The sequence below is a fragment of the Pseudoalteromonas sp. ABE4_541 genome (assembly GCF_056312285.1).
This window is the reverse complement of the sequence record NZ_JBSVEM010000004.1, coordinates 232,367-257,248: the sequence shown is the minus strand read 5'-3', so window position 1 is coordinate 257,248 and position 24,882 is coordinate 232,367. Positions and strand designations below refer to the sequence as shown.

26 protein-coding genes are annotated in these 24,882 nt (G+C 41.9%); 7 read left to right on the top strand and 19 right to left on the bottom strand.

The features are described from left to right. Positions 1–34: 34 nt before the first annotated feature. Positions 35–823: a CLCA_X family protein gene (locus ACW689_RS06220; protein ID WP_476289411.1), complete on the bottom strand. Its 789-nt coding sequence runs from the start codon at positions 821–823 to the stop codon at positions 35–37. Next, positions 820–1,416 (bottom strand): tRNA-uridine aminocarboxypropyltransferase, encoded by a 597-nt coding sequence (locus ACW689_RS06215; RefSeq protein ID WP_476289409.1) that lies wholly within the window; start codon positions 1,414–1,416, stop codon positions 820–822. The genes ACW689_RS06220 and ACW689_RS06215 overlap by 4 nt, the downstream gene beginning before the upstream one ends. A 115-nt stretch (positions 1,417–1,531) precedes the next feature. On the opposite strand from ACW689_RS06215, the gene ACW689_RS06210 reads away from it, so the two are divergent. Both ACW689_RS06210 and ACW689_RS06205 read left to right on the top strand, forming a co-directional pair. Next, positions 1,532–1,873: an Hpt domain-containing protein gene (locus ACW689_RS06210; protein WP_476289407.1), complete on the top strand. Its 342-nt coding sequence runs from the start codon at positions 1,532–1,534 to the stop codon at positions 1,871–1,873. Positions 1,874–1,963: 90 nt separating this feature from the next. Further along, a complete protein-coding gene (locus tag ACW689_RS06205) occupies positions 1,964–3,181 on the top strand; it encodes a pyridoxal phosphate-dependent aminotransferase (RefSeq protein ID WP_476289405.1) in 1,218 nt (405 codons plus the stop codon). 42 nt (positions 3,182–3,223) lie between these two features. On the opposite strand, the gene ACW689_RS06200 is transcribed toward ACW689_RS06205, so the two are convergent. The 7 genes from ACW689_RS06200 to ACW689_RS06170 form a co-directional block, all read right to left on the bottom strand. Continuing rightward, complete coding sequence (locus tag ACW689_RS06200) at positions 3,224–3,895, bottom strand: M15 family metallopeptidase (RefSeq protein WP_476289403.1); 672 nt, start codon at positions 3,893–3,895, stop codon at positions 3,224–3,226. A 7-nt stretch (positions 3,896–3,902) separates the two neighbouring features. Beyond that, the gene (gene dapE / locus ACW689_RS06195; protein WP_476289401.1) at positions 3,903–5,045 is read right to left on the bottom strand and encodes a succinyl-diaminopimelate desuccinylase; all 1,143 of its coding nucleotides are present in this window, start codon (positions 5,043–5,045) and stop codon (positions 3,903–3,905) included. Next, entirely contained in the window at positions 5,042–5,389 is a 348-nt protein-coding gene (locus tag ACW689_RS06190; protein ID WP_476289400.1) for an ArsC family reductase, read from the bottom strand. Before ACW689_RS06190 ends, dapE begins: the two co-directional genes overlap by 4 nt. Positions 5,390–5,399: 10 nt before the next feature. After that, on the bottom strand, positions 5,400–5,909 hold the full coding sequence (locus ACW689_RS06185) for a PTS glucose transporter subunit IIA (protein WP_476289398.1): 510 nt from the start codon (positions 5,907–5,909) through the stop codon (positions 5,400–5,402). Beyond that, a complete protein-coding gene (locus tag ACW689_RS06180) occupies positions 5,910–6,290 on the bottom strand; it encodes an ACT domain-containing protein (protein ID WP_476289396.1) in 381 nt (126 codons plus the stop codon). It lies immediately after the preceding gene. Positions 6,291–6,373: 83 nt separating this feature from the next. Continuing rightward, positions 6,374–8,530 (bottom strand): phosphate acetyltransferase, encoded by a 2,157-nt coding sequence (pta, locus tag ACW689_RS06175; protein ID WP_476289394.1) that lies wholly within the window; start codon positions 8,528–8,530, stop codon positions 6,374–6,376. A 1-nt stretch (position 8,531) separates the two neighbouring features. Beyond that, positions 8,532–9,728 carry an acetate kinase gene (locus tag ACW689_RS06170; RefSeq protein WP_476289392.1) on the bottom strand — a complete coding sequence of 399 codons (1,197 nt, stop codon included), beginning with the start codon at positions 9,726–9,728 and terminating at the stop codon, positions 8,532–8,534. A 151-nt stretch (positions 9,729–9,879) separates the two neighbouring features. On the opposite strand from ACW689_RS06170, the gene yfbV reads away from it, so the two are divergent. After that, positions 9,880–10,326 (top strand): terminus macrodomain insulation protein YfbV, encoded by a 447-nt coding sequence (gene yfbV / locus ACW689_RS06165; RefSeq protein WP_476289390.1) that lies wholly within the window; start codon positions 9,880–9,882, stop codon positions 10,324–10,326. Between the two features lie 19 nt (positions 10,327–10,345). Here yfbV and ACW689_RS06160 read toward each other — a convergent pair whose 3' ends face one another. The 5 genes from ACW689_RS06160 to ACW689_RS06140 all read right to left on the bottom strand — a co-directional run bounded on the left by ACW689_RS06160 (position 10,346) and on the right by ACW689_RS06140 (position 14,368). Next, the gene (locus ACW689_RS06160) at positions 10,346–11,140 is read right to left on the bottom strand and encodes a putative RNA methyltransferase (protein WP_476289388.1); all 795 of its coding nucleotides are present in this window, start codon (positions 11,138–11,140) and stop codon (positions 10,346–10,348) included. Continuing rightward, positions 11,137–11,745, bottom strand: coding sequence for an energy-coupling factor ABC transporter permease (locus tag ACW689_RS06155; protein ID WP_476289386.1), 609 nt, complete (start codon positions 11,743–11,745; stop codon positions 11,137–11,139). Before ACW689_RS06155 ends, ACW689_RS06160 begins: the two co-directional genes overlap by 4 nt. Before the next feature lie 21 nt (positions 11,746–11,766). Further along, positions 11,767–12,576: an exodeoxyribonuclease III gene (gene xthA / locus ACW689_RS06150; protein ID WP_476289384.1), complete on the bottom strand. Its 810-nt coding sequence runs from the start codon at positions 12,574–12,576 to the stop codon at positions 11,767–11,769. A gap of 200 nt (positions 12,577–12,776) precedes the next feature. Beyond that, positions 12,777–13,916 carry a porin gene (locus ACW689_RS06145; protein ID WP_476289382.1) on the bottom strand — a complete coding sequence of 380 codons (1,140 nt, stop codon included), beginning with the start codon at positions 13,914–13,916 and terminating at the stop codon, positions 12,777–12,779. Between the two features lie 11 nt (positions 13,917–13,927). Continuing rightward, positions 13,928–14,368: a type 2 periplasmic-binding domain-containing protein gene (locus tag ACW689_RS06140; RefSeq protein WP_476289380.1), complete on the bottom strand. Its 441-nt coding sequence runs from the start codon at positions 14,366–14,368 to the stop codon at positions 13,928–13,930. A 426-nt stretch (positions 14,369–14,794) separates the two neighbouring features. On the opposite strand from ACW689_RS06140, the gene ACW689_RS06135 reads away from it, so the two are divergent. Beyond that, positions 14,795–15,229, top strand: coding sequence for an exonuclease III (locus ACW689_RS06135; protein WP_476289378.1), 435 nt, complete (start codon positions 14,795–14,797; stop codon positions 15,227–15,229). Between the two features lie 62 nt (positions 15,230–15,291). On the opposite strand, the gene ACW689_RS06130 is transcribed toward ACW689_RS06135, so the two are convergent. Next, the gene (locus ACW689_RS06130; RefSeq protein WP_476289376.1) at positions 15,292–16,581 is read right to left on the bottom strand and encodes an anti-phage deoxyguanosine triphosphatase; all 1,290 of its coding nucleotides are present in this window, start codon (positions 16,579–16,581) and stop codon (positions 15,292–15,294) included. Between the two features lie 208 nt (positions 16,582–16,789). Between ACW689_RS06130 and ACW689_RS06125 the strand changes: the two genes are divergently transcribed. The 3 genes from ACW689_RS06125 (at position 16,790) to ttcA (ending at position 19,357) form a co-directional block, all read left to right on the top strand. After that, positions 16,790–17,608 carry a glucosaminidase domain-containing protein gene (locus ACW689_RS06125; protein ID WP_476289374.1) on the top strand — a complete coding sequence of 273 codons (819 nt, stop codon included), beginning with the start codon at positions 16,790–16,792 and terminating at the stop codon, positions 17,606–17,608. Further along, positions 17,598–18,260 (top strand): DUF2987 domain-containing protein, encoded by a 663-nt coding sequence (locus tag ACW689_RS06120; protein WP_476289372.1) that lies wholly within the window; start codon positions 17,598–17,600, stop codon positions 18,258–18,260. Before ACW689_RS06125 ends, ACW689_RS06120 begins: the two co-directional genes overlap by 11 nt. 203 nt (positions 18,261–18,463) lie before the next feature. After that, positions 18,464–19,357 (top strand): tRNA 2-thiocytidine(32) synthetase TtcA, encoded by an 894-nt coding sequence (gene ttcA / locus ACW689_RS06115; RefSeq protein WP_476289370.1) that lies wholly within the window; start codon positions 18,464–18,466, stop codon positions 19,355–19,357. Positions 19,358–19,427: 70 nt separating this feature from the next. Here ttcA and ACW689_RS06110 read toward each other — a convergent pair whose 3' ends face one another. The 4 genes from ACW689_RS06110 to ACW689_RS06095 form a co-directional block, all read right to left on the bottom strand. Further along, positions 19,428–20,789, bottom strand: a complete 1,362-nt coding sequence (locus ACW689_RS06110) for a DUF1501 domain-containing protein (protein WP_476289368.1) — start codon at positions 20,787–20,789, stop codon at positions 19,428–19,430. A gap of 11 nt (positions 20,790–20,800) precedes the next feature. Then, positions 20,801–22,600: a DUF1800 domain-containing protein gene (locus ACW689_RS06105; protein WP_476289366.1), complete on the bottom strand. Its 1,800-nt coding sequence runs from the start codon at positions 22,598–22,600 to the stop codon at positions 20,801–20,803. Between the two features lie 101 nt (positions 22,601–22,701). Continuing rightward, complete coding sequence (locus ACW689_RS06100; protein ID WP_476289364.1) at positions 22,702–24,069, bottom strand: sensor histidine kinase; 1,368 nt, start codon at positions 24,067–24,069, stop codon at positions 22,702–22,704. A gap of 4 nt (positions 24,070–24,073) precedes the next feature. After that, complete coding sequence (locus tag ACW689_RS06095; protein ID WP_476289362.1) at positions 24,074–24,745, bottom strand: response regulator transcription factor; 672 nt, start codon at positions 24,743–24,745, stop codon at positions 24,074–24,076. Positions 24,746–24,882 lie beyond the last annotated feature (137 nt).

Below are 24,882 nucleotides of genomic sequence, written 5' to 3'. Positions count from 1 at the left end.
TACCATTTTTCATGCTGGCGCCAATATTCGAGCTCTATCTGCATTGCAGCGCCTTACCCAAAGAAAAAAAGTAGCTAAATATACTTTTAGATAACGTATGTATTGTTTCGGGGGAAGGAAAGCCACCGCCATGCTGAAGAGGGCTGTTGTGAATACCGTTTACCAAGTAGTCATTACTAATATTATCATTGTAAAAGATACAGGCTTCAAATGCTCTGGCAGTCATTTCCTGAGGTCGGCTAAAATAAAATGAACCGTGTTGTTTATCGAGTTGTTTGGCATTTTCAAAGTAGTGACTAGGGCGCTTACCATCTTCGCTTAAAAAAGCTGTGCTGAAAAAGCTATCTAGATACAAGTTGAGAGGATGATGATTATAAATTGGTATTTCTAACCACAGGCTAGAGGCGAAACTCATTGGGCTTGGGGTATCAAACAGGTGTTTGCAAATATAATGATCAAACGCATGCCACCATTCGTGTGCAAGCGCGCCTGCGCCCGCATTTTTTGCCAACGCCAGTGTTCTTGTTGAGGGGGCATAATGTGCTTGCACGCCTTTTTGTCCACCCGTACCAAATGCGAAGTTTAATGTGTTATTGAGACCAATGACCGACGGCGGTACTGACAGAATTTGAGCGAGATCCGCAAGCGCATCATAAATTAAGTTTGCGCTAATATACTTTTCTTTGTCATTAACCCAGCTTCCAATGGTCATGGTTTTAAAGCCAAAGGTTTGTTTAATTTCTTGATAATCCACCTGATCGCCAAATCGATAATCTGGACCATGGCGAGTAAAACGGTCAGTTAGACGGGGAATGCGATTCATGGAAAATATCGGCTTTTTACATGCTCAGGCATCAGCTTAGTCTGTTGTTCAATCATGCCATTAAGCAGTGTGAGTAATGGAGTTTGATCGAGGCTTTCAAATTGTGCTAAAAATAGCCCGACGGCTTCTAGGGTGGATAAACTATAGCTTTGTTCTGCTTTGCGAATGCGATATTGATTGGTTGGTACATGGCTAAAAGTTAGCGCAGGAAATTCCAGCAACCAAGGGTTGAGCGCGATAATCTTGTTCGCCTTTTTCCAGGTACCATCAATGACGATAAGGGTATCGAGCGGTTTCAAGTTTTGTTTTGCTTGTTCTACAGTAAGTGCTTTTTCGCAGGGATAGAGAATAGCACAATGTGTATTTGCCAATGAGTGCTTAATTTCTTGAAAATCGGCCTCAGATTCGCCTACCACAATATTGATGTTGTTTAATAGGAGTGCTAATAGTCGCGCGGTGTTTTTAGCTAAGTTGGCTTCATCAGGGTGCTGCAAAACAAGCACCTTTGTTTGGTTTACAATTTTATCGTCAAGGTAACTGCATACACAGGTAACATTCGGGTAATGGCATTTTGAACAGCAATTTCTTTTCATGTCTAATTTTGCTATAACAACTTAAGGCTAAATCTTATCATAAATATCAAAATGTTTTGCTAACCAGGCTCGAATTGTCTAGCATTAGTTATCATGACCGTTAGAAGGGAATTTTATGACTGTAAGCATAGATACAAGCGCACTTGAAAATATGCAATCTTTGCTTGGTGAGCAATTTGAAGATACGCTGGTCTTCTGCTGCAGCGAGTTTGAACGATTGGAAAATGATTTAAAACTTGCCCTGCATTCCGATAAGCAGGAAGCAATTCGCCATGCCCATAGTTTGAAGTCAAATGCTGCACAATTTGGGGCTACCAGTTTAAGCAATACTGCTCGTGCGATAGAGCTCGGTTTGGTTAATGGTGATGAAGACATTGTGTCTCAAAATATCGCTCAAATTGCTGAGCAAGTTGTTGGCTCAAAACAGGAATTAATGGACTGGCTAGCGTCCGCATAATAATAACTAAATATATCAAATCTATCGAATAATCCCTTTGTTTTTAACTACTGGTTTGGGCTATGCTAGGCGTTGTAAATGGGGGGATAAATGTCAAAAATTACAAAAAGCAATAAACTACATGGCGTATGTTATGACATACGTGGTCCAGTTCTTACTCAAGCTAAAAAAATGGAAGAAGATGGGCAAAAAGTTCTTAAACTCAATATAGGAAATCCAGCAGCCTTTGGCTTTGATATGCCAGAAGATATGCACCGAGACATTATCCGTAATTTATATGCCGCGCAAGGGTACTGTGATTCTAAGGGCCTATATTCTGCTCGCGTCGCTGTATATCAGCATTATCAACAAAAATCTTTACCAAATATCAGTGTAGACAATATCTATATTGGTAATGGCGTCAGTGAATTAATTCAAATGACAACTCAAGCATTGCTAAACAATGGCGATGAAGTGTTGATCCCTGCACCAGATTACCCACTTTGGACGGCGTCGGTTAAGTTAGCTGGTGGTACACCTGTACATTATCGCTGCGACGAGCAGCAAGATTGGTTTCCTTGTTTAGATGACATTCGCAAGAAAATTTCAAATAAGACAAAAGCGCTGGTTTTAATAAATCCAAACAACCCTACAGGGGCGGTCTATGATGAATCGCTGTTACAAGGTCTTATCGATATAGCCAGAGAGCACCAACTATTGTTGTTGAGTGACGAAATATACGAAAAAATTCTTTATGATGGGGCTGAGCATACTTCTATCGCTGCAATGTGCGATGATCTTCCTGTGATCACCTTTAACGGCTTAGCGAAAACTTACCGAGCTGCGGGGTTGCGCATGGGCTGGATGATCTTAAGTGGTAAGGTCAGCGCCATGAGTGATTTAGCAACGGGGCTAGATATGCTCGCATCAATGCGTTTGTGTGCCAATGTACCAGCGCAATTTGCTATTCAGCAAGCGCTTGGAGGTGTGCAGTCCATAGATGCACTTATCGAGCCTGGCGGGCGGTTGTATGAACAGCGTAATATTGCGTATCACGGATTAAATAATATAGACGGTGTATCGTGTGTAAAACCTAAAGGGGCTTTATACGCCTTTGCAAAAATAGACACGGAAAAGTTTAACGTCAAAAATGATGAAAAAATGATGTTAGACCTACTAAAGCAAGAAAAAATCTTGCTTGTACATGGGCGAGCGTTCAACTGGCCTGAACCTGACCATTTTAGGCTGGTTTTTTTACCTCATAAAGATGAATTAGACCCAGCAATGGTACGCATGCAAAGGTTTTTTGATGGTTACCGACAAGGTTAATCGCTCAAAAGAAGGCGTAGAATAGCTCTGCGCCTTGATTTTTTATGGTTCACAAATGTTTGCTATGAACTGTTGGTAAAGTTCTGGTAGTTCTTTTAGCAAGCTATTTTTTCCGCAAACATCATGCTCCGATAGTGCATGCGCAATGCTTGAGATGGTTTGTTGCTCGGCAAGTTTAGACGAGATATTTAAATGACTGATGTGCCATGGCTCTTTTGCAACACCACCATTGTAATGTCGATATGGTTTAAAAAAACCGTAGTTTGACATGTTTTCATCAAGCCACTCGTTAAACTCAAAAAATGGACCTCCAGTTTGGTATTCCCAAGGTTCAAGCTGTAGTTTTTGATCAACTGCTAAACAGTTACTTGCGTATATATCTAGATCAGTTCCAAAGTGGTGTCTGCTACCACCTGGTATGGCCGAAAAGAGCATAATGGCGCGACACTTATCTAAATCGGCCAGTGCTGACAAATCGACTTGATTACCTTGCAAGTCAAATACTGGGCGTAAGCCTTGGAACTTATTGTTCCAAATCGATGCTTGGCGGTCAAAGCCTCGATAGGCTGATGCAACAGTTAGTTCGAAACCAGCCTTATCAGCTTCATCTTTTAGCGCATTTAGATCATTCGCCACTTCATTGTGAATAGCATGTTGTTGCCATCTAATTAAATGAGAGTCATCTAACCCACAGGCTATCTTAGACAGTGTCATATATTTCCTATGTCAGAAGTTTTTCCAAAATACGTTCATATATCAAGGCTAAGTTTTCGAGATCACTTATGCTGACACATTCGTCCACCTGATGAATAGTGGCATTTATGGGCCCAAGTTCAATCACTTTACAGCCGGTTTGAGCGATAAATCGCCCATCAGAGGTTCCTCCAGATGTTTCTGGTGTGCTGATCACGCCAGTAACTTCTTCTATCGCTGCCAAAGTGACATCGAGTAGGGGGCCTGGCTCGGTTAGAAATGGTAAGCCGTTTAAGATCCACTCAAGCTCATAGTCTAACTGATGAGCTTTTAGAATTTGATTGACACGTTCTTTTAACTCGTCTGCGGTTACTTCGGTACTGAAACGAAAGTTAAATTGCACATAAAGTGTGCCTGGAATGACATTGCCAGCACCTGTGCCACCTTGAATATTTGATATTTGAAAGCTCGTCGCAGGGAAGTAATCGTTACCAGTGTCCCAAACCGTTTCGCTCAACTCTGTGAGGGCGGGAGATGCCCTATGAATTGGGTTTTCAGCTAAATGCGGGTACGCTACATGACCTTGTTTGCCCTTCACGCGCAAGTGACCGGTGAGCGACCCTCGACGTCCATTCTTCACCACATCGCCTAATACATTCCTTGATGATGGTTCACCCACCAAGCACATATCTATTTTCTCATTTCGAGCTTCGAGTAAATCGACGACTTTGGTTGTGCCATTGATAAAAGGGCCTTCTTCATCGGAGGTGATTAAAAATGAGATGGAGCCACGATGATCAGGATGTTTTGTTACGAATCGCTCTGTTGCTACTACCATAGCAGCTAATGAGCCTTTCATATCGGCCGCCCCTCGACCGTGCAACATGTCGTCATTGATAGTGGCACCAAAAGGAGGAAACTGCCATGCAGATTCATCACCAGTAGGTACAACGTCGGTATGGCCTGCGAAGCAAAAGTGAGGGCCCTCAGTGCCTTTCCTTGCCCAAGTATTCAAAGTATCAACGAAAAAGTGTTCTTCAATGTTGAATCCGATAGCGGCTAAACGTCGATTCATCACCGCTTGGCAGCCAGCGTCCTCAGGAGTTACCGACGCCTTTCTAATTAAGGCTTGTGCCAGCGCCACAACTTCACTAGTCGCGTGTTTACTCATAAAGCAAAAATCTCTTGATATTGCTCTTTTTTAAATCCGATATGATATTGGTCATTGTGCAAAAGAATAGGGCGCTTAATCATCGCCGGTGATTCTAATAAGTATTGTTTTGCACTTTGCTCATCTAAGTTTTGTTTTTGCTCATCTGTTAAGGCGCGATAGGTGGTGCCGCGTTTGTTGAGTACATTTTCCCAGCCAAGTTGAGCACAAAAAGTGTCAATTAACTTCTCAGTGATGCCATCTTTTCGATAATCATGAAAAGTGAACTCTATGTTGTTATCTGCTAGTAGCTTTTTCGCTTTTTTTATCGTGTCGCAGTTTGGAATACCGTACATGATGGTCATATTTATGGCCTTAAAATATTGATTGTTTCGTAATTGTGATCAGCGGATCTTGGCCCGCATTCACTTGTTTTAGCGGATGATAACATGGCCCAAGCCTGTCCGCATTGAGGATAACTAGTGAGCCTAAAACTTTTGGCGTGTCATTAGGAATATCGAAATATGCCAGAACTTCACCTTGCTCAATGTCTTTTTTACCGAAAGCGTTAATTGGGTGCCTTTCTAGTGCCATGTACTCTTGTGGCAACTGAATATTGACGAGCAATTTTAATCCATTATTAGCAAGAATGATAAACTCACAGCCTTTGTGTCGCACTTGTTCCAACTGGCCTGTGACAGGTGAAGTGACTTTGTTACTACTCATTTCTACGCAAATGCCACGTCCTAGCATACCTTGTGAGAATATAGACTCAGGATGCACATGTAGTGGCAGCACTTTGCCTGTGAAAGGGCTTGCTAAATGCATAAGCAAGTTGTTTATCGTGGTAATCGGGGCGTATTCAATGGTTGGCGAAAATATCATTTATAGAACTAAATACCCATCTTTTTTCAAGGCTTTAACAGCAGTATCAATTTGTTGATGTTTAACCAATATATAATCTGTGTCGTATGTTGAAATTGAAAATATCGATACATTTGCTTTGGCTAGAACGCCTGAAATGTTAGACATAATGCCAGTTAACGAGAATCCCAAAGGGCCAATGACCTCTAAAGCGCGCCAATTATCTTCGGCTGCAAAACTATCAATTTCAATATTACTAGGGCAAACAATAGATAATTCATCTTGGGTTTTAGCGATGAAGAAAATATCGGCATTAACCACTTTTTCAGGCAACTTGGCATCGCGATCTAAACTGTGGATCGCAAATGTTTGACTGAGAAGCTGGAGAGTTTGTTTTGACATGCCGTAACTCTATTTGATGAACTATTTACATAGTATAGCTAAGAGTTAAGAATTAATAGTTCTTAACTCTTAGTAAGTTACAATTATTGTTGCTGGTCAGCAATTTGCTGCGCTTGAATTGCTGTTAAAGCAATCGTGTACACAATGTCTTCCACGAGGGCACCGCGGCTAAGATCATTAACAGGTTTACGCATCCCTTGAAGCATAGGGCCAATACTAATAAGCTCGGCACTTCTTTGCACTGCTTTGTAAGTCGTGTTGCCCGTATTGAGATCAGGGAATACAAATACAGTCGCTTTACCTGCAACTTTGCTGTTTGGTGCCTTCTTCTTAGCCACATTTTCCATGATTGCAGCGTCATATTGCAAAGGCCCGTCAATATCAAGGTCAGGACGCTTTTGCTGCGCCAATTTGGTTGCTTCGCGTACTTTATCGACGTCGGCACCTTGTCCGGAGGTGCCCGTACTATAACTGATCATTGCAACTCGAGGTTCTATGCCAAATGCCGCAGCTGAATCGGCTGACTGAATTGCAATATCTGCAAGTTGTTCGGCGCTTGGATCTGGGTTAATGGCACAGTCACCATAGACAAGCACTTGATCTGGAAGTAGCATAAAAAATACAGAACTTACCAGTGACGAGCCGGGTGCCGTTTTAATGAGTTGTAGTGGCGGGCGTATTGTATTTGCTGTGGTATTCACAGCGCCTGACACAAGGCCATCAACTTCACTTTGAGCGAGCATCATAGTGCCAAGTACCACGTTGTCTTGCAGTTGCTCTTGAGCGACGACTTCGGTTAACCCTTTACCTTTTCGAAGTTCAACCATGGGTGCTATATACTTGTCGATATTACAAGCTGGTTCTAGTATCGTTACATTTTTGTTGAGTTCAACGCCTTGCTGTGCTGCAATGCGTTCAATTTCTTCTCGCTCGCCCAGTAACACGGTTTTTGCAATACCACGTTCGCCACAAATAGCAGCAGCTTTGATTGTTCTCGGCTCATTGCCCTCTGGAAGCACTATGGTTTTATTTGCTTTTCGTGCCAAGTCGGTCAGCAAATAACGAAACGCAGGTGGCGAGAGTTTTCGAGTTTTTGCAACGTCTTTCGCTAACTCGTTAAGCCAATCAGGGTCTATATGGTTCGCATTGTGTTGTTTTACCTTGTCGATACGTTGTTCGTCGTCACTTGGTACTTCCATGTTGAAGTTGTGCAGTAACAATGAGGTTCTCCAAGTGTCTGCATCGGTCGCCAAAATCGGCAGTCCGGTTTCCATTGCTTGTTCACACAAGGTCATGATCCTTGGCTCTGGTTTAAAGCCGCCAGTTAATAGAATTGCACCGAGCTTTGTGCCATTCATTGCTGACAAACATGCCGCAACAAGTACATCGGAACGGTCACCTGGAGTGACTAACAAAGCGCCTGGAGTGAAGTGGTTGAGTATGTTAGACACGGTTCGCGCACAAAATGTGACTCTGCGTAAACGGCGGTGCATCATGTCACCTGCGTTAATCACTTCGGCTTTCATATAGTTACAAAGATCGATAACACGAGGAGCCACTAAATCGAAATCCCAAGGAATACAACCTAGTAGCATAAAAGGGTGCTTTCTAAAAATAGGAAGCGAAGCTAAGCGGTGCTGCTCGTTCTCTAACGCCTCTGGGTCGTGTTGCTCTACCAAATCGGCGCGCGCACGGCCTTGCTCGTCCAATGGCGCATTGACTTTATTGAAAATACATCCTAATACTCGAGAATGGTTGACAGTACCATAATTACCAGCAGCAATTTCTAACCTATCTTCCAATTGATCATTGCTGTCATTACCAGGCGTTAAAACAAATACGATGTCAGCCCCCAGCGTTTGCGCTATTTCTCTATTTACGCGTCCAGCATAGGGCTGCAATCGTGTAGGGACCATACCTTCTATGATGGCCACTTCATCATCTTGGATCACGCTTTCAAAGCGCTCGACAATTTCTTCGAGTAAATCATCACCCTTGCCATCGCCAATCATTTGCTCAGCGTAGCTCAGTTCAAAAGGTGTGGGTGGGTTAACGGCTGAACCTTGTTGCACAATAGCTGTTGATTTTTCGGGGCCGTGTTCATCTTTTCTTGGTTGCGCTATCGGTTTAAAGAAGTTAACTTTAACCGCTTTTTGTTCCAGAGCCCGCACCAAGCCAACCGAGACGGAAGTTAATCCAACGCCAGTTGATACTGGGATCAACATAATTCTTCTACCCATATTATTGCTCCTGCGCAATGCGTGCAGCGTCAGACGCGATAACCCATTCTTCATTGGTCGGAATGACAATCGCGCATGGTGAAGTACTTGATGTTATGACGCCCTCTTGCCCGAAACGTGCAGCTAAATTGTTGTCAATATCGAGCGTTAAGCCTAAGAATGAAAGTTGTGAAACGACTTTAGCACGGATCTCATCAGAGTTTTCACCTATACCGCCGGTAAAGACTAGGGCGTCCAATCCCCCAAGCGGCACAGCAAACGCAGCTATTTGTTTAGCAAGGCGATAGCAAAATATATCGAGTGCCAGCATTGCTTTTTCATGACCTTGCGCAGCAGCTTCTTCAATTGTTCGGCAATCATTTGATAACTCACTGATCCCCAGTAGGCCACTTTGCTTATTTAACAATACGTCTACTTGGGTTGGTGAATACTTTAATTGATTCACTAAGAACGAGAAGATCCCAGGGTCGATATCACCAGAGCGGGTTCCCATCATCAGGCCTTCAAGTGGCGTTAAGCCCATACTAGTATCAACCGAGTGACCATTTTTTATTGCAGTAACTGAACAGCCGTTACCTAAGTGGGCGCTAATAATTCTCGAATTAGACTCATCGAGCGCTAAAACTTTGTGAGCCTGCGCCGATACGTAGTAGTGACTGGTGCCATGAAAGCCGTAGCGACGAATACCGTGTTCTTTATACAAAGAATAAGGGAGTGCGTATAAAAATGCTTCAGGTGCCATAGTTTGGTGAAACGCTGTATCAAACACCGCAATTTGTGGTAGTGACGAAAATGCTTGTTGGGCAGCTTCAATACCCAACAAATTTGCCGGGTTATGTAAGGGAGCTAACGAGCTTGTATCGTTAATAGCATCTAAAACGTCTTGGGTGATCAGCACTGAATGTGTAAAGTGTTCACCACCATGTACAACGCGGTGACCAACGGCAATGAGGTTTTTGTCTAAATCGAGTTGCTTAACAAGCTCAACTAATCGTTCAATCGCAACTTGGTGTGCATCACCAGCGTTTAATAAAATGGTTTGCTTACTGCCATTGTGTTTGTATTTTATTAGCGGCTCTTGTTCAGCTAGACGTTCCGCGAGGCCAGATAAAACTTCTGAACCTGAGTTGATTTCGATGATGGCAAATTTTAAACTCGAGCTACCGCAGTTTAAAACTAAGACATGGGAAGATGACATAATGACTTTCCGTTTTGACAATAACAGTAAACGCGTATTAAGCTTAAAGTATAGTGGCATTTAAGCTACGCATTAGACCAAGGTATAATTGACTCATTTGATAGTAATTTTACCTGATTTTTTTATTAAAAGTTAGCACCTAGGAGTGACGATGCAAAATAGTCTAATTTCACAAGTGCAGCTTGGACGCCAGTACGCTAAGGAATGGCCAATGCGTAAAGAACTCGCTCCCATGTTTGCGGAGTTCCGAGTTATCAAGGCCACTGAATTTGCTTTGACAGTGATGCCTATCCTTGCAATCTTTACTGTGTTTTTTCAAACAAGCCAACTTGGCATGGACTATTTACCACAATCAATCGCGATTGCATTATTTTTTCTCTCGTTACCGGTACAAGGGCTATTATGGCTTGCTAAAAGGTGCGAAACGCCACTCAACCCGTCATTGAGCAGTTGGTACAACGAGCTATATCAAAAAATGGTTGCAAATGGCTATGATGTGCCGCTTACCTCACGTAAGCCGAAATACAGAGAGTTGGCTAAGCTGTTAAGCGATATGTTTAATAAAATGGATAAAGCGTTTACGAAAGAGCAGCTTTGATACTGCTCTTCTTTATCATTTATTTTTTGGCAAATTCGCTTAAGTAAAAAGATAGGGTAACTTCATGGTGGGTGGTTGCCCTAAGCGCTTCATAATGTGAATCTTTAAACTTCCAGGCAAATGGCGTCATTCTGATCAATTGCTCAATAACCTCGGTACTGATGTTTTGCTTTTCCTCTAGTAAAGTGTGTTTGGTTAATATAAAGCCATTCGGTGCCTCAGTAGCCGCGTGCAACTGCACTTCATCGTATATATGATTTTTCAATTCAAATAAATGAGTAGGCCCTGGGCTTACAATGATTACAGTTCCATTGTTATGAGACAAACGAGCCATCTCATGTTCAAATATCGGAGCGAATACGCTAACCAGTAAATCTGCGCATCCGCCAGCGAAAGGCGCTTGTTTCGTGGAGGCTACGCTAAAGTTTACATTTTTGTATCGCTTAGCGGCGTATTTAATTGCTGATTTAGAGATATCCACACCATAAACTTGACGTGTATCTTGAGTAAATTGATGTGTGTAAAAACCTTCACCACACCCTAAATCAATCACCACATTAGGTTGATACGAGTTAATCAGTTCAATCAGTGCTTGACGCAAGAATGCATAATGATCGGTTGCGAAAAATGCGCGCCTTGCTTGTACCATTTCCAAATTGTCGCCTGGTTGTTTGGATTTTTTATTTTGCACAGGCAACAAGTTTACATATCCTTCTTTTGCGTAATCAAATTGGTGTCGATTTTCACACAGTAGGCTTTGTTGATGATGTGTCAGCGGTTTTGAACAAATAGGGCAGTGGTACAAAAGGCTCATTTATCTAGGTATTCCTGATCGTAAAATGTTTTTACCCAATGAGGGCGATAAGTGATGAGTAGGGTTATAGCCATGCCATTGAGCATCGCTTCGGGAAACCAAATAATAACAGAAAAGAACATATAGTTATTGCGTAATGTTGCAAAATCATACGTTCCCAAAAAGTAAAAATAGCCACTACTAATAAGGATCTTCGCAGCGCCGATACAGCCACCAACAATAAATGCACATACAAAAATATAGATGAAGAAGTGTTTTGGTAGAAGTCGATGGCAAAGTAGATATGCACAATAGCTCAAGTAAACTGGAATAAGCCCTGTAAAGACAACAAACTCACTAAAGGTATCCCAGCTTAAGCCTGTGAATGCCAGTAATAGTAAGCTTGCAAGAATAACGCACAGACAAGCCAGCCGCCAGCCCATAATCAGTGTCACAGCAGTTATACCCAGTATATGAATGTCTAACTGTGGAAGGATCCCTGCTTTTATTTGCCAAAGGGTTGCCAATACCAAAGCACAAGCAAACACGCCAGTTTGGCGTGCAGGACGTTGAAGCAAAGTGACATAGGCTTGCCTATTGAACGAGGCGGCAAACAATGCCGCCATAAAAACGCTAATCAGCATAATTTATAAGTTAAATGTCGCCCAAATTGGCGCATGATCTGAAGGTTTTTCGATACCTCTCAATTCGTAGTCAATGTCACTTTCAATGCATTGTTTCATCAGAGAATCTGTTGCCAAAATCACATCGATACGCAGGCCTCTGTTGTCGTCAAATCCACGTGAGCGATAATCAAACCACGAGTATTGCTGTGTATCTTCAGGTTTTAACTCTCTAAATGTGTCTTTCAAGCCCCATGTTAACAGGGTATCGAGCCATTGGCGCTCTTCTGGTTGAAAAGAGCACTTACCTGTTTTTAACCAGCGTTTGCGATTCGCCTCGCCAATACCGATATCTAAATCAGTTGGCGAGATATTAATATCACCCATGACAATAAGGTGTTCTGATGGCTGACACTGCGTGTTTAAGTGTGACATGAGATCTGCGTAAAATTGTCTTTTGTAAGGAAACTTTGTTTCATGGCTAATGTTGTCCCCTTGGGGAAAGTAACCATTCATAACAGTCACTTCTTTGCCTGAATCACTTTCAAAGGTGCCAATGATCATGCGCTTTTGCGATTCTTCTGTGTCAGTGGAAAACCCTTTTTGAATCACTTTAGCTGGCTTTTTCGACAATAAAGCCACGCCATAATGTGCTTTTTGGCCATGAAAATAAACCTGATACCCCATCGCTTCAACATCTTCAACTGGAAATGCCTCATCATGTACTTTAATTTCTTGAAGACCAATAACGTCAGGTTGATGTTTATCGATCAAAGCCTGAAGCTGATGAAGTCGCGCTCTAAGTCCATTGATGTTAAAAGAGATAATTTTCATATTATGATTATGACCTTATTATTCCGATAGGATTACTGATATTTTTTTAGCACTATTTGGGCACTTGAATAATAACATTCATTTGCAAATTGCTAAATGGCTTTGGGGCGTAAGTTTACACTGAATACTCGAAAGAGCTGTCGCTGCACTAGATAATAAAAAAGCGCCTGAAAAAGGCGCTTTAGGACACTGGCAAATGATTAAAACACAAAGTCGACACCCATGGTGATGGTGCGAGAATCTCCATGGTAAGCCCAACCTGTTGGTTTGTGGCCTTGGTCTACAAACTTATCATATTGAATTTTGAAAGCCGCCGTTGGTAAGAAGTTGTATCTTAAGCCAACGCCCAGCATATAGTGCTCTTCTAGATCTTCAGTTACATTAAGTTTGCTTTGCTCATGGTCCGCTTTAGAGTAAGAAATATATGGCTGAAAATCGTCCCAATTATAAACCAACGACACGAGATAAGTGGGGTACTCTGTACCAACTGCGTCGTCGTACTCTACATAGTTCCAGTCAAAGAGTAGGGTAAACTTGTCAAGAGATACACTTCCCCCAACCCCTAGGAATGTTTGAGAGAAGGGTGTGTAGGGATCAATACTACCATCTTGCTGTATGGTTTCCCTATCACGGTCGTTCTGAAAATACACAAAACGTATATCAAAGCTTTCGCCTGAAACATTCCAGTTAAAGCCAGTAATATTTTCCCAAAACTCGTTTACAGTTCTAGCTGTGCCACCGTAAAGCTTATCGTAATAAAGCATTTCAACGTTGTCGTCGGAATATTCATTGCCATAAAAAACAGTAACGGTATTTGAGTAGTCACCTAGCTCAAAGTCATACATCGCGTGTACGCCATTGAACTGAGTTACTTGCCACCAGTAGAGGTTTGCTGGCGGTCGCATCCATGGGTAGGCGTAACCCACTTCTGAGAATTCTGAAAAATAATACATTGGAATATTACGGCGGCCTGCCATTAAGGTCAGATTATCAGTTGCTTTGTAGGTTACGTAATACCAATCAAACTCGGGCTCGAAGTCATCAACACCTTTGGCAACCAATTGAGCGGTGACCGTGAAGTTTTCAGCCAAGTCCATCACCCCTTGAACGGCAAAAATGGACTCTGCTTTAAATGAGATATCGTTGTCGTATTGCCCAACGTCATAAAAATCGGCAGTCAGTATCTCATCCCTAGTTTGCCCGGGGTTTAACGGATCATCCACTGTGCCCAGTGTTTTACCTGCGATGATTGAACCATAGCCACTAATTTTAAGATCAGCATAAGCGTTAGCCGACAGTAATAAAGGTATGCATGTAGTAACAGCTAAGAGAGTTTTCATAATTTGCCCCTTTAAAATTTAGCAACAACTTTGACCGCGTCGGTTGCGGCGCCCGCGTCAACATAGCCAATGGCATCGGGATTAGAAGACACGGCAGAAATGACATCTGCCGCAGAGTCCATTTCTTGCGGCGGTGTGCCTTTGCCTGTAAACAAAATCTTCGACCAGTACGCTTTGACTTGGCTGCTGGATTTACCAATCACTTTGGTGTTGAACTCATCCGTAGCAGGGTCGCTTGAACTGGCGCTTATCAAAATTGCAGAACGCCCGTTTGAGAAAGACTTGGCTTTCCCCAAAAATATTTTCTTTATAGTGCCTTGGTCAAAGGTTGAAGCGTTACTAGGGTGGACGATGATAGCTACGTCGGCATGTGCTTTAGATAGGCTGAGTATGCAAAATGTGGATGCAGCAAGAACAACTTTCCACGTTATATTTTTTACCGAAAATAACATAGGAGGTTCCTTATGTGATTAGCAAAGAGTACAAACTAATTGTTTGGTATATCAAAATAAAAATAGCTGTCATTAACGTATATGCAAGTATTTGTAGCTAAAAAGTTATTATTAAAAAAGAGTGAAACCGATAGATAAATGGGTTGTTTAAGAAAAAGGGAATATGTCCTTGACCCAATTTGAACCGGTATCGGGTCCTTCTAAAGAAGTACTTTTATGGGTGGATATGTGGAGTTATTGAAGGTGATAGGTTGGTTAATAACACGACATTCATTGTTAAAATATGAACAGTTGTTAGCGGCGAAAAGCGAAGGTTTTGCATTGATGTAAATAGTCTATTAAATGAACAAAAAAGGTTGTTTTTATCATTTACAAAGTAAAAGTTGGTTATATAATGCGCGCAAATTCGTTCATATTAGGTATATTATGTTTAAGTCACTTTCACTTGTAATCGCGTTATCTTCTGTTTCTGCACAGGCTGCTACTGTTGAGTATACAGCGGCAAACGCATCACCTGAGTCTAAGCTATGTGTTATTGCTGCACAGCAAGGTTTGAGTGCTGCACGTGTAGAAGCGCAAAGACATGGTATTCACATTTCTCGTTTTTCAAAAACATTAGTATGTAATGGCGAAGATATCCGTGACATCGCTAAAAATGCAGCTAAAGAGACGCATAAAGATGCGCAAAAACATGTCGCGCTAGTGGCTAAAACAGAAAGTACAGAAACTGAGCTTTGTATCAAAGCTGCAAAAGATGGTGTTTCTAGCACTGTGTTGAAAGGCTTTAAAGCTCGTAACTTGCGTTGTAACGACATGCCAGTAAAAGAGTTTGTTAAGCAGTATGGGAAAACAGCTATCTAAATTGTTTTCTTTCTGTAGAACAAAGTTTCAAGGCCAGGCTTATTAGCTTGGCCTTTTGCGATTTATTCGCTATCAAAAAGTCGCTTGTGGGTTCGGCGCGCATATTCGTCAGTCATGCCACTCAAATAATCGGCTAATACCCGCATTTGCGCGTTATTATCTTCCGCTTTTACATACTCTTCTTGTGTTGTGTATGGCAGTAAACGCATTGCGTCACTCGCTAACGCACTGAATAAATCGATAAGCAAATTTTGGCCGCTGAATTCAATTTGTTGCATCTTTGGCTCTTTTATCAAGCGTTCAAATACAAACAGCTTAAGAATATTTAATATTTGCGCGAATTCATCATCAAGTGACACACTGTATTTTAATAAAGGGGAGTCAAAGTCCTCAGACTGTATACTCAGTTTGCTGTTGATAATAAAAAGATTTACAAGCTCGCCGATGGCGTCCTTTCTATAGGCCTCGTCTCTAGAAAACAAACGACTCGTCAATTGTGATAGGTTGTCTTGCAACCAAGCTGAGGGGAGCGCGGCGAGCTTAGGTTCTGCATACAGTGTCCAGTCTGTATAAGTCAATGTATCTGTGGCAATGGCGTCTTCTAGGTCATGTACGGCATAGGCAATGTCGTCAGCCAGTTCCATAATAGAGCAATCAAGGGACTTATAGCGTGTTTTACATCGATACTGATCAATGACCTCATGCTGTTGAAATAAAGCCCGATCTTTCTCACTAAATGGGCTCAAAATCCAATCAAAAACATCATCATCGCACTGATAAATTCCTTTTGCAGGCAGCCAGTCGGTTGCCTTGATAAACCTTTGTGCGGGGTCATGAAGTGGCTTGTTGTACCAAAGTGTGTCAATTATTGCTGGATACTTAATAAAACCAAGTAAAGTTCTGCGCGTCAGGTTCATGCCAAACCCTTTGCTATACGGTTCTAGTTTGGACACAATACGCAAGGTTTGTGCATTTCCTTCAAACCCTCCAAAGTTCTTCATTAAATAATTAAGCGCGGTTTCGCCCCCATGACCAAATGGTGGATGACCGATGTCATGGGCTAAACATAAAGTTTCAATTAGGCTTGTAGTCGGAAAGTGTGCAAAGTTTGGATTTTCAATTTTCAAGTGCCTTAACAGGCCACTACCAATTTGTGAAACTTCAAGAGAGTGAGTGAGGCGAGTGCGGTAAAAGTCGTTTACGCCAATACTCATGATTTGCGTTTTTGCCTGTAGTCTTCTAAAGGCTGCTGCGTGAATTATACGGGAGCGATCAACCTGCCAAGGAGAGCGGTTATCGTTAGGGCGGTGTTTATTTTGTTCAAATCTTCGTTGCTGCCAAACTGTATGCATGTATGCTCCGTATCAAATTCATAACGCGTTCCGATACTCGATAAACTAACATAAATTCGCGTTTGATTACCCGTTTAAGTATAATATGGCGCTAATTTTAAGGCGAAAAATAGTATGTTACGTGTATAAGCTGGGATGAAATCTTATATTTTCAGCAAGAAAAGCCAGGAAAGGGAATATGGTTGGCACAAAAACATAGAGGATGAATATGCAAGCTAGATTAATACAAATTGTTATTTTTGTTATTTCCGTATGGGCGATAAGTTACCCTTTCTTGTTTAAGCAAACGCCTCAAATAATAGAGGAACCTAAAGTTGAACGAAAGAAGGTAAAGCCAAAAGTAACGGAGAAGCCATTACACAATGTCAAGCTACCCGATTTTGCAAATATTAAAGATATAAAACAGAAAAAACAGCAGTTCTTCGACTTTATCAAACCACATGTGAATGCGGAAAATAAGAAAATCGAGGGGCAAAGAGCCGCGCTAGAAATTGCTTTAATGATGTTACAGGCAGATGCAGAACTGACAGGCACTCAGATTAAAAAGCTGAAAAAAATCTTTGCTTACTATCGACTTGATAGTTCAGAGTTCACAGTAGAAAGCATTCAAGATGCATTAACGCATGTCGACATTATCCCTAAAGAGTTAGCTTTAATGCAGGCCGCGAATGAGTCTGCTTGGGGCACATCTCGGTTCGCAAGAATAGGTTTGAACTTTTTTGGGCAATGGTGCTACAAAAAAGGCTGCGGCTTGGTCCCAAAAAGACGCGATGATGAGGCTGAACATGAAGTTGCTGCTTTTAAATCAGTCGGAGCCGCCGTTAAGTCATATTTCAGAAACATCAATACGCATGAAGCTTACGCACAGTTACGTGCACAACGTGCGCAACTAAGGGCAAAAAAGTTGCCAATTGACCCAACATTACTCACGCGTGGACTTGTTTCATATTCAGAGCGAGGCGATGCGTATGTTGAAGAGTTGAATGATATGATCCGCCACAACAAGGACTACTTTGATGAAGAATAAATGCTTTGCGGTTTTAGTCGCATTATTGGCGAGTACGACCACAGTCAGCGCAAAAGAATTTGTAGTATCTTATGACGGCTTTTATGACAGATTAAAAGTGGTTGAAAAGGGCGCTTTTGAATTTGCTCGTGTTAATTTTTATGTGGTTGATATAGCGACTCTAGAGCCATGTAAGATCGCCAAAGGTCAAATTGTAACAGAAAAATCAACCGCGCCCTTAACTTATACAGAGCAAGCGCAGTTACTTCTGCCTTATGATAAACAGCTTGATCAAGATAAAGCTGTGATCGTCATTGAACCTCAAAATCCAAAGCATGATTGTCAGCTTAAATTTCAAATCGAGGCGGAGCATTTTACTTCAGATAATTTGAATAAACATGACATCTATCAGTTACACATGGAGTTTGATGAATTACTTTCAGATCTATCAGGCTTTTTTGTTAGTAAGTTAATGGGCTTTTTACTACCAGAACAAAAGGGTGTGAAAGTGATATTCTCTAATAAGATGAATTTCACGGATAACGGCGTTGAGTGTCGCGAAAATAGCTGTAATTTTGCCATTGCTGAAGATTGGGAAAACAATAACGAGCGTTTAACGAGCACAAATGCAAGCGTTAATATTGAGCAAGTTGTACCTTGGATCAGCAAATAGTATTTGTTTGAAGAAGTGATGCATTAATTTACATCACTTTTTACATTTCTCCCGCCAACTCCGTACTTCATCCATCATGTTACAGAGCCTTCTGTGGCTAAATAGTAGATTGAACTAGTTCAACACTAAAAAAGTCCGTATAATTGCCGCCCTCTAATTCCCTTTGAAAAGTAGTCATTGTGATTGGCGATGTGAGTAGCAAAATGAGTCAAACAGATACACGAAAAGAAGTTTTTGAATTAAATAAATTACAAAAACGACTGAGAAGACAGGTGGGTAACGCCATTACCGATTACGGTATGATTGAGCAAGGTGATGTTGTTATGGCCTGTATTAGTGGCGGTAAAGACTCGTTTGCGATGCTCGATATACTTTTACAGTTACAAAAAGTTGCGCCTATCTCTTTTGAAGTCGTAGCGGTTAACTTAGACCAGAAACAGCCCGGTTTTCCTGAGCATATTTTGCCTGAGTACTTTGAATCTTTAAATATCCCTTACTACATCGTAGATAAGGACACGTATTCCGTTGTAAAACAAAAAATTCCTGAAGGCAAAACAACGTGTGGCCTTTGTTCACGATTACGCCGTGGTACTTTGTATTCATTTGCAGAAAAGATCGGTGCAACGAAAATTGCGCTTGGTCATCACATGGACGACATGGTTGAAACATTGTTTCTAAACATGTTTCACGGTGCGCGACTCAAAGGCATGCCGCCTAAATTACGCTCTGATGATGGTCGTAATGTGGTTATTCGCCCGCTAACCTACTGTAGAGAAGATGACCTAATTCGTTACGCGGAGCATAAAGCGTTCCCAATTATTCCTTGCAACCTGTGTGGTTCTCAAGAAAACTTACAGCGTCAAAATATTAAAGCGATGTTGGTTGAATGGGACAAGAAAACACCGGGCCGAGTAGAGAATATTTTTAAATCGATGCAAAACGTGAGCCCGAGTCAGTTGGCTGACAGGGCGCTATTTGATTTTGAAAATTTGCCTTTGGATAGAAGTGAAGACCGTCAGGAATACGAATTCAGTGAAGCAGTGGTGTCTTCAACAAATATTGATGAGTCACTATTTATTGATGTGACAAACATTTAGCAAAATTAAATAAAAAAATCGCCACTATGAATGAATCATAATGGCGATTTGTCCTAGGTTAATAAGCCTGTTACTTTTTGAACATATTTGGTAAGTCACCAAAGTTTGCAAGAGTCGGGAAAATTTGCCGTAATGTTTGCTGTTCAACGCCAAGCCACGCGCCTAAACTGGCGGCGTATTGATCTACCGACATGGTTGGGATCAATCGGCCATGGCCTGCATCTAAAGCATGGTCTGAAACAGGTTCGGGAATATCGCCAAAAATAGTGCCACCATTAATCGCGCCACCCATAATGAAATGGTGGCCACCCCAACCATGGTCAGTACCATCACCATTAACAACCAGTGTTCTTCCAAAGTCTGATGCGGTAAACAAAGTTACGCTATCCGATAGCCCCAGTTTTTGCATTGCTTGGTCAAATGCACTGATAGACTCGTCCATCGTTTGTTGAAGCTGAGGTAAAGAATTAGCTTGATCTGAGTGCGTATCAAAACCGCCCATCGCTACAAAAAATACTTGTCTTTTTTCGTCCAACTGATCTCTGATGGCAATTGCCTTACTGACTGTTTCAAGCTGCTTTCCTAGCTCAGAATTGCCAAAAGACGGTAGGGTAATTTGCGTGTTTTCCATCGCAGCATTGAACTTTTGATTCGCGTCAAAAGCGCTATTCATCTGACTGGCGACGTCTTGTTCAATGAAATGGGTACTTTGATTAGTAATGGCACTAAAGTGTTGTTTTAACAGACTTGACTCATCAAACTCTTCAAAAATCTCAATGTTAGCTGCACGACCATTACTGACATGATAAGGCGTTGTTTTATCGCCTGTAATGAGTAAGCCCGAGCCCGAGGTAGTAATTGCACTAAAGATGGTTGGCATGTTTGTACCTTGCGCTATCAAAGCATCGTTAAGCTTGCCTGCCCAACCAAATTGAGCCCCTTCAGTTTGACCTGCCAGCCAAGTAGATTGCTGGTCGTTGTGAGAGAACAATCTCAAGGGCAGTTTGGCACTTTCCTGTTTGAAGGTAGTCGCATTGGTTGGTTCAATCAAAGGACCCACATTGCCGACGACCGATAGCCTGCCTTGTTGATATAGTTTAGCCATGTTTGGCATTTCAGGTGGCAGTGCAAATTGTCGATTGCCAAAACGAGTAGGTGTATTTAGTGGGATTAAATTATCTCGTGCACGTTTATTATTGTATCTAGGTAGCAAAGCGCTGCGTGCCGTTGCCCACTTTTGATAGTTTTGCGTGTCATAAGGGATCACTGTGTCATGGCAATCCATGCCACCATACAGAAAAACGCACACGATTGCTTTGTAATCTTCTGAACTATTTATTTGCGTATTTGCTAGGGCATGGCCAAGGTTCAAAAGCGAAGTGGCTGCAGCTGAAGCCACACCGGCTTTTAGAAAAGAACGACGATTCATCATGTTTATCACTCCTATTTTTGAACCAAGTAATCTGGGCTGGTCATGACCAGTAGAACCGCCATCTTGATGCGTATGTTTTCCTCTTCATCGTCATCATCAAGAGGCAGGGTATTGAGTACTTTTGCAATGTGCTGTTTGGTTGAGTCGGTCATTTGCTTGGCAGTAAGCAGCAAATCTAATTGTTCTATGAGCGCTTGGCTATTGTGAGCAAGCGGTGACAATGCACGATAGTTGACCAAAAAGCTGTTTCTAAGTGCATCAATATCTAAGTCGACGTTGCTTTCTTCTAACAGCTCTCGAAACTCCTCAGCGTCGGCTTCTTGTGCAAAGCCCCAAATATAGTAAGTCATAAAGTTTGTATAGCCCACGATAGTGCTTGCGTTGGTTATTTCAAGCTCAGGTGCAACTAAGCCATTTTGGGCGCTAATTGAACCGGGAGCTTTATAACCGGGTCGATAGAAGTTGAACACGCTTGGAGAGCGATACGGGTGCTGGCTTAAACGAGTGACCAAACTGGTATCCCAAAGCATCGGTTGAAAGCGAGGGGTAATGTTTTCGACTGAAAAAGCGCGCGCCCATTGAGTGAACCTAAGGACCGGCTCTTTTAGCTTGCCACCACGGGGAGTGGCAATATTTCTTGCTTCAGGATGAAACAAAATGGCGGCTAGGGTTGCATCTAAAGCACCTCTTTTACCATTACCAATAATGGAGCCGTCTGGCAGGGTAAACTTTCCTAGGTTGAACGCAGTTGCCACACTGCTTACATAACTTTTACTTGGATTAGAGCTAACAAGTCTCTGGATCAGTTGTTTGCCAATAAAAGTGCCTAAATTGGGGTGTGCAAAAATGTGATCTAATGCCAAATCAATAGAAGTCTGAGCGTTTGTATTGGCTGGGATGGTTAAACCAAGAAATGATTTTTCTTTACTTGAGTGTTCTTCAGGCGTTGCAACCATGGGTATTGCGTAAACTGCGTTGAAGTAAGTATCGTCACTTTCACCTCGCTCATAATCATAGTCTAACCCAGTAAAGACACGTGCTAACCCAGTAATATCTTGATTGTTGTAAACTTCAATTGCTTGACCTGTTTGATCAAGTTTAAGTGACCCATCTAAATTGAGTGCTGTTAGACCAATTGTGAAAAGCTGTAGCAGTTCACGGGCGTAGTTTTCGTCGGGTACTGTGCCTTTATCTGGATCGCCTTTTACGTTACCAAGGTAGGTTAGGTAATAACCCATAGCTGGCGAGTAGGTGACCGCTTCGAGTAAATCTCGATAGTTACCAAAAGCGCCTCGAATTAATATGTCTTGAAAACTTGCGACCATCTCAGGGTGTTCGCTTAATTCATCTCCGGCGCCATTAGACACCACGAGTATTTGCGATAGTGCGAATGCCATCCGTTGTCTAAGTTGATCCTCAGCGGTAATGGCGTTTTGCCAAAAAGCAATACTGGTTGATTCTAAATAGAATGGGCTGTAGGCATTTTCATCATCCATACGATACTTGTTCCCGAGCTCAATCACCTTAGGTAATAGTAAGCTGGGCTTGAGTTGTAATTGTGCATTAAACCAGTTTGAAGCAGATGTGCCTGCAAGTTTAGATAGCTGTTCAGGTTGTGGGCCGAAAGTGGACTGTTGTAAAAAATGCACCACTTTTTGCTTGCTGGCAAAGCCATCGTCTAAGCTAATACTGCCCTTACTTAAATGTTTGGTGTTGAATTGAGGCTGTGAACTTGCTTCATTGCCATAGCCGAGTGTGGCAATAACGAAAACAATGCAGAGGTAGTCACATATTTTGGTTGTTATTGGCATAATTTGTCGCCTCCATAATTAATCTTGCATTTAAGTTTAACCCTTTTCACTGCGTGCTTTGTATACAAGCACGCCTTGATAAGGTTACAAATTTGTATGATTTACACCTTTAAATTTGGCAGCTCAATATTGAATACGGCACCACTTTGGTCTTTCAACAAGGTTATTTTTGCACCATGGATGTCACATATTGCTTTAACTATGCTTAGCCCCAATCCATTACCCGGCGTTGTTCTGCTGTGATCAGCGCGAAAAAATCGTTGAAAAACTTTTTGGTGAAGTGCTTTTTCAATGCCAGGGCCACTATCGCCAACTTGCAATAGTGCACCCGTTGTGTGGCTTTGCAGTCTCAGCCATACTTTCGCCTCGGGGTTGCTGTACTCCAGTGCATTTTCCAGCAAGTTAAAAATCAACTGATTGAGCAAGTCAGCATCACCAAAGCAACGGACCTTGTCTGTTACAGATATTTCCAGCTGTTTACCCGCATCTGAAAATACGGGTTCAAAACTCTCACCTAACTCAAGTACAAGTGAAGATAGGTCTAAGACTTTAAACCCTTCTTTGTGTTGTCCAGACTCAATCGCATTGAGCCTTACTAAGTTGTTAAAGGTGTTTATGGTTGAATGCAGATCTGTGCTTACATGCTCCAAATGCGAAGTTAATAGTTCTGGACAGTTAATGTCTTGATGCATACTTTGAATGCGGTTTGCGACACGTGTAAGTGGCGTTTTTAAATCGTGTGCTATACCAACAGACATGGTTTTCATATTGGTGTGTAGGTGTGTTATCTCATCTAACAATTGATTGATTGCATTTGCGACTTGAGTCAATTCGCTGTCTTGGGCTATGGAACTTAGTCGCTTTGAATCAGGAGATTTCGCAATGGTAGAAATTTCTTTTATAAACTTATTGGTGACACGTTTTTGTCTTGTGTTAGCAAATAATATAAAGCCAATAATGATAGGTAGACTGATGCAAATATACATGAGCGTGAGTTTGTTAAGAAAAGCGTTCGCGACCGCTTTTCTTTCTGACTCAGCTTTTATAAAAATGAGAGAGTAGTCTTCATCCAGCCGGAACTCTATACGATAGCCTTGCACCGCTTGCTGTTCGTTATCGGTCAGTTTAAATTGTGTCACTTCAAAAAGACCGTTAGGTTTGAGCAACTGACTGCCAGCGATTAATGCTTGGTTGTTATAAAGAGCGAATAAGTAATGTTCCTCGGTTAGAAGTACGATGCTTTGATTTTGGTTTAAAAATTGTCCGCGCTTAAACTCATATTCGTGCTCCAAGTGTGCAATGCCATCTTCTTCGTATAGTTCAATTAACTCCTCTTTAAGCTCAAAGAGTGAATCTTTCTCGTGTACTTCAAGTTGCGCTTTGAGCACAGCGCTAAGTGCGATGAGTAGCAAAGAGGGCGTAAGCCAAAAGTAAAGGAGGGTTTTTATTTGCTTAATTGGAAATACCATATGCTTAACCTGAAATAATATAACCTTGCCCGCGTACTGTTTTGATAAGCTCCGTGTTAAAAGGCTTATCAATTTTATTCCTAAGGCGGCTGACATGTGTTTGTACTAAGCTCGTTTTGGGATCGAAACTGAATCCCCAGATTTGTTCAAGTAACATGGTTTTGGTAATAAGCTGTTGTTGATTGAGCATAAGGTATTCTAAAATTTGATACTCTTTTGGCATCAACTCAATGTTTGTATTTGCTCTGATGACTTCTCGCGTTGTCCTACAAAGCGTTAAGTCCGCAACCGACAAATTTACTTGGCTGGTCTGAATAGGTGGCCGACGAGCTAACGCGTACACTCTCGCGAGTAGCTCGGAGAATTCGAAAGGTTTAACGAGGTAATCGTCGGCACCGGCATTTAGACCTGCCACTCTATCCGCCGTTTCACTCAGTGCAGTTAATAAAATAATGGGCGTCTTTACGTTACTTTGTCTTAATATACGCACCGCATCCATGCCATCCATATTGGGTAGCATGCGGTCAAAGATGATCACATCAAATGCTTGTGTGGACGCTTGTATCATGCCTTGTTCTGCACTTTGACTGTGTAGCGGGCTGTGCCCGTGCTGTGCAAGACCTTTACAAATAAACTCTGCTGTATGGCTATCGTCTTCGACTATCAATACCTTCAAGGCAACCTCAAGATTGGAGTCAAAAACTCATCATATAAGAAATTTGTGATGGTGTGTTATACAATTTTGTATGGTATAGCGCTCTGATTCTAACCTGCAATAACACAGATTCATTTTTAGAGATTAAAGCAGGTGCT

Excerpts from the sequence above, each read along its gene's own strand:
- pta (WP_476289394.1), bottom strand. The coding sequence starts at position 8,530 with ATGGGTAGAAGAATTATGTTGATCCCAGTATCAACTGGCGTTGGATTA.
- ACW689_RS06130 (WP_476289376.1), bottom strand. The coding sequence starts at position 16,581 with ATGCATACAGTTTGGCAGCAACGAAGATTTGAACAAAATAAACACCGC.
- ACW689_RS06140 (WP_476289380.1), bottom strand. The coding sequence starts at position 14,368 with ATGTTATTTTCGGTAAAAAATATAACGTGGAAAGTTGTTCTTGCTGCA.
- ACW689_RS06205 (WP_476289405.1), top strand. The coding sequence starts at position 1,964 with ATGTCAAAAATTACAAAAAGCAATAAACTACATGGCGTATGTTATGAC.
- ACW689_RS06220 (WP_476289411.1), bottom strand. The coding sequence starts at position 823 with ATGAATCGCATTCCCCGTCTAACTGACCGTTTTACTCGCCATGGTCCA.
- ACW689_RS06190 (WP_476289400.1), bottom strand. The coding sequence starts at position 5,389 with ATGACCATCATGTACGGTATTCCAAACTGCGACACGATAAAAAAAGCG.
- ACW689_RS06185 (WP_476289398.1), bottom strand. The coding sequence starts at position 5,909 with ATGATATTTTCGCCAACCATTGAATACGCCCCGATTACCACGATAAAC.
- ACW689_RS06120 (WP_476289372.1), top strand. The coding sequence starts at position 17,598 with ATGAAGAATAAATGCTTTGCGGTTTTAGTCGCATTATTGGCGAGTACG.
- ACW689_RS06110 (WP_476289368.1), bottom strand. The coding sequence starts at position 20,789 with ATGATGAATCGTCGTTCTTTTCTAAAAGCCGGTGTGGCTTCAGCTGCA.
- ACW689_RS06170 (WP_476289392.1), bottom strand. The coding sequence starts at position 9,728 with ATGTCATCTTCCCATGTCTTAGTTTTAAACTGCGGTAGCTCGAGTTTA.
- ACW689_RS06125 (WP_476289374.1), top strand. The coding sequence starts at position 16,790 with ATGCAAGCTAGATTAATACAAATTGTTATTTTTGTTATTTCCGTATGG.
- ACW689_RS06160 (WP_476289388.1), bottom strand. The coding sequence starts at position 11,140 with ATGAGCCTTTTGTACCACTGCCCTATTTGTTCAAAACCGCTGACACAT.
- ttcA (WP_476289370.1), top strand. The coding sequence starts at position 18,464 with ATGAGTCAAACAGATACACGAAAAGAAGTTTTTGAATTAAATAAATTA.
- yfbV (WP_476289390.1), top strand. The coding sequence starts at position 9,880 with ATGCAAAATAGTCTAATTTCACAAGTGCAGCTTGGACGCCAGTACGCT.
- ACW689_RS06105 (WP_476289366.1), bottom strand. The coding sequence starts at position 22,600 with ATGCCAATAACAACCAAAATATGTGACTACCTCTGCATTGTTTTCGTT.
- ACW689_RS06210 (WP_476289407.1), top strand. The coding sequence starts at position 1,532 with ATGACTGTAAGCATAGATACAAGCGCACTTGAAAATATGCAATCTTTG.
- xthA (WP_476289384.1), bottom strand. The coding sequence starts at position 12,576 with ATGAAAATTATCTCTTTTAACATCAATGGACTTAGAGCGCGACTTCAT.
- ACW689_RS06180 (WP_476289396.1), bottom strand. The coding sequence starts at position 6,290 with ATGTCAAAACAAACTCTCCAGCTTCTCAGTCAAACATTTGCGATCCAC.
- ACW689_RS06155 (WP_476289386.1), bottom strand. The coding sequence starts at position 11,745 with ATGGCGGCATTGTTTGCCGCCTCGTTCAATAGGCAAGCCTATGTCACT.
- ACW689_RS06100 (WP_476289364.1), bottom strand. The coding sequence starts at position 24,069 with ATGGTATTTCCAATTAAGCAAATAAAAACCCTCCTTTACTTTTGGCTT.
- dapE (WP_476289401.1), bottom strand. The coding sequence starts at position 5,045 with ATGAGTAAACACGCGACTAGTGAAGTTGTGGCGCTGGCACAAGCCTTA.
- ACW689_RS06145 (WP_476289382.1), bottom strand. The coding sequence starts at position 13,916 with ATGAAAACTCTCTTAGCTGTTACTACATGCATACCTTTATTACTGTCG.
- ACW689_RS06215 (WP_476289409.1), bottom strand. The coding sequence starts at position 1,416 with ATGAAAAGAAATTGCTGTTCAAAATGCCATTACCCGAATGTTACCTGT.
- ACW689_RS06200 (WP_476289403.1), bottom strand. The coding sequence starts at position 3,895 with ATGACACTGTCTAAGATAGCCTGTGGGTTAGATGACTCTCATTTAATT.
- ACW689_RS06135 (WP_476289378.1), top strand. The coding sequence starts at position 14,795 with ATGTTTAAGTCACTTTCACTTGTAATCGCGTTATCTTCTGTTTCTGCA.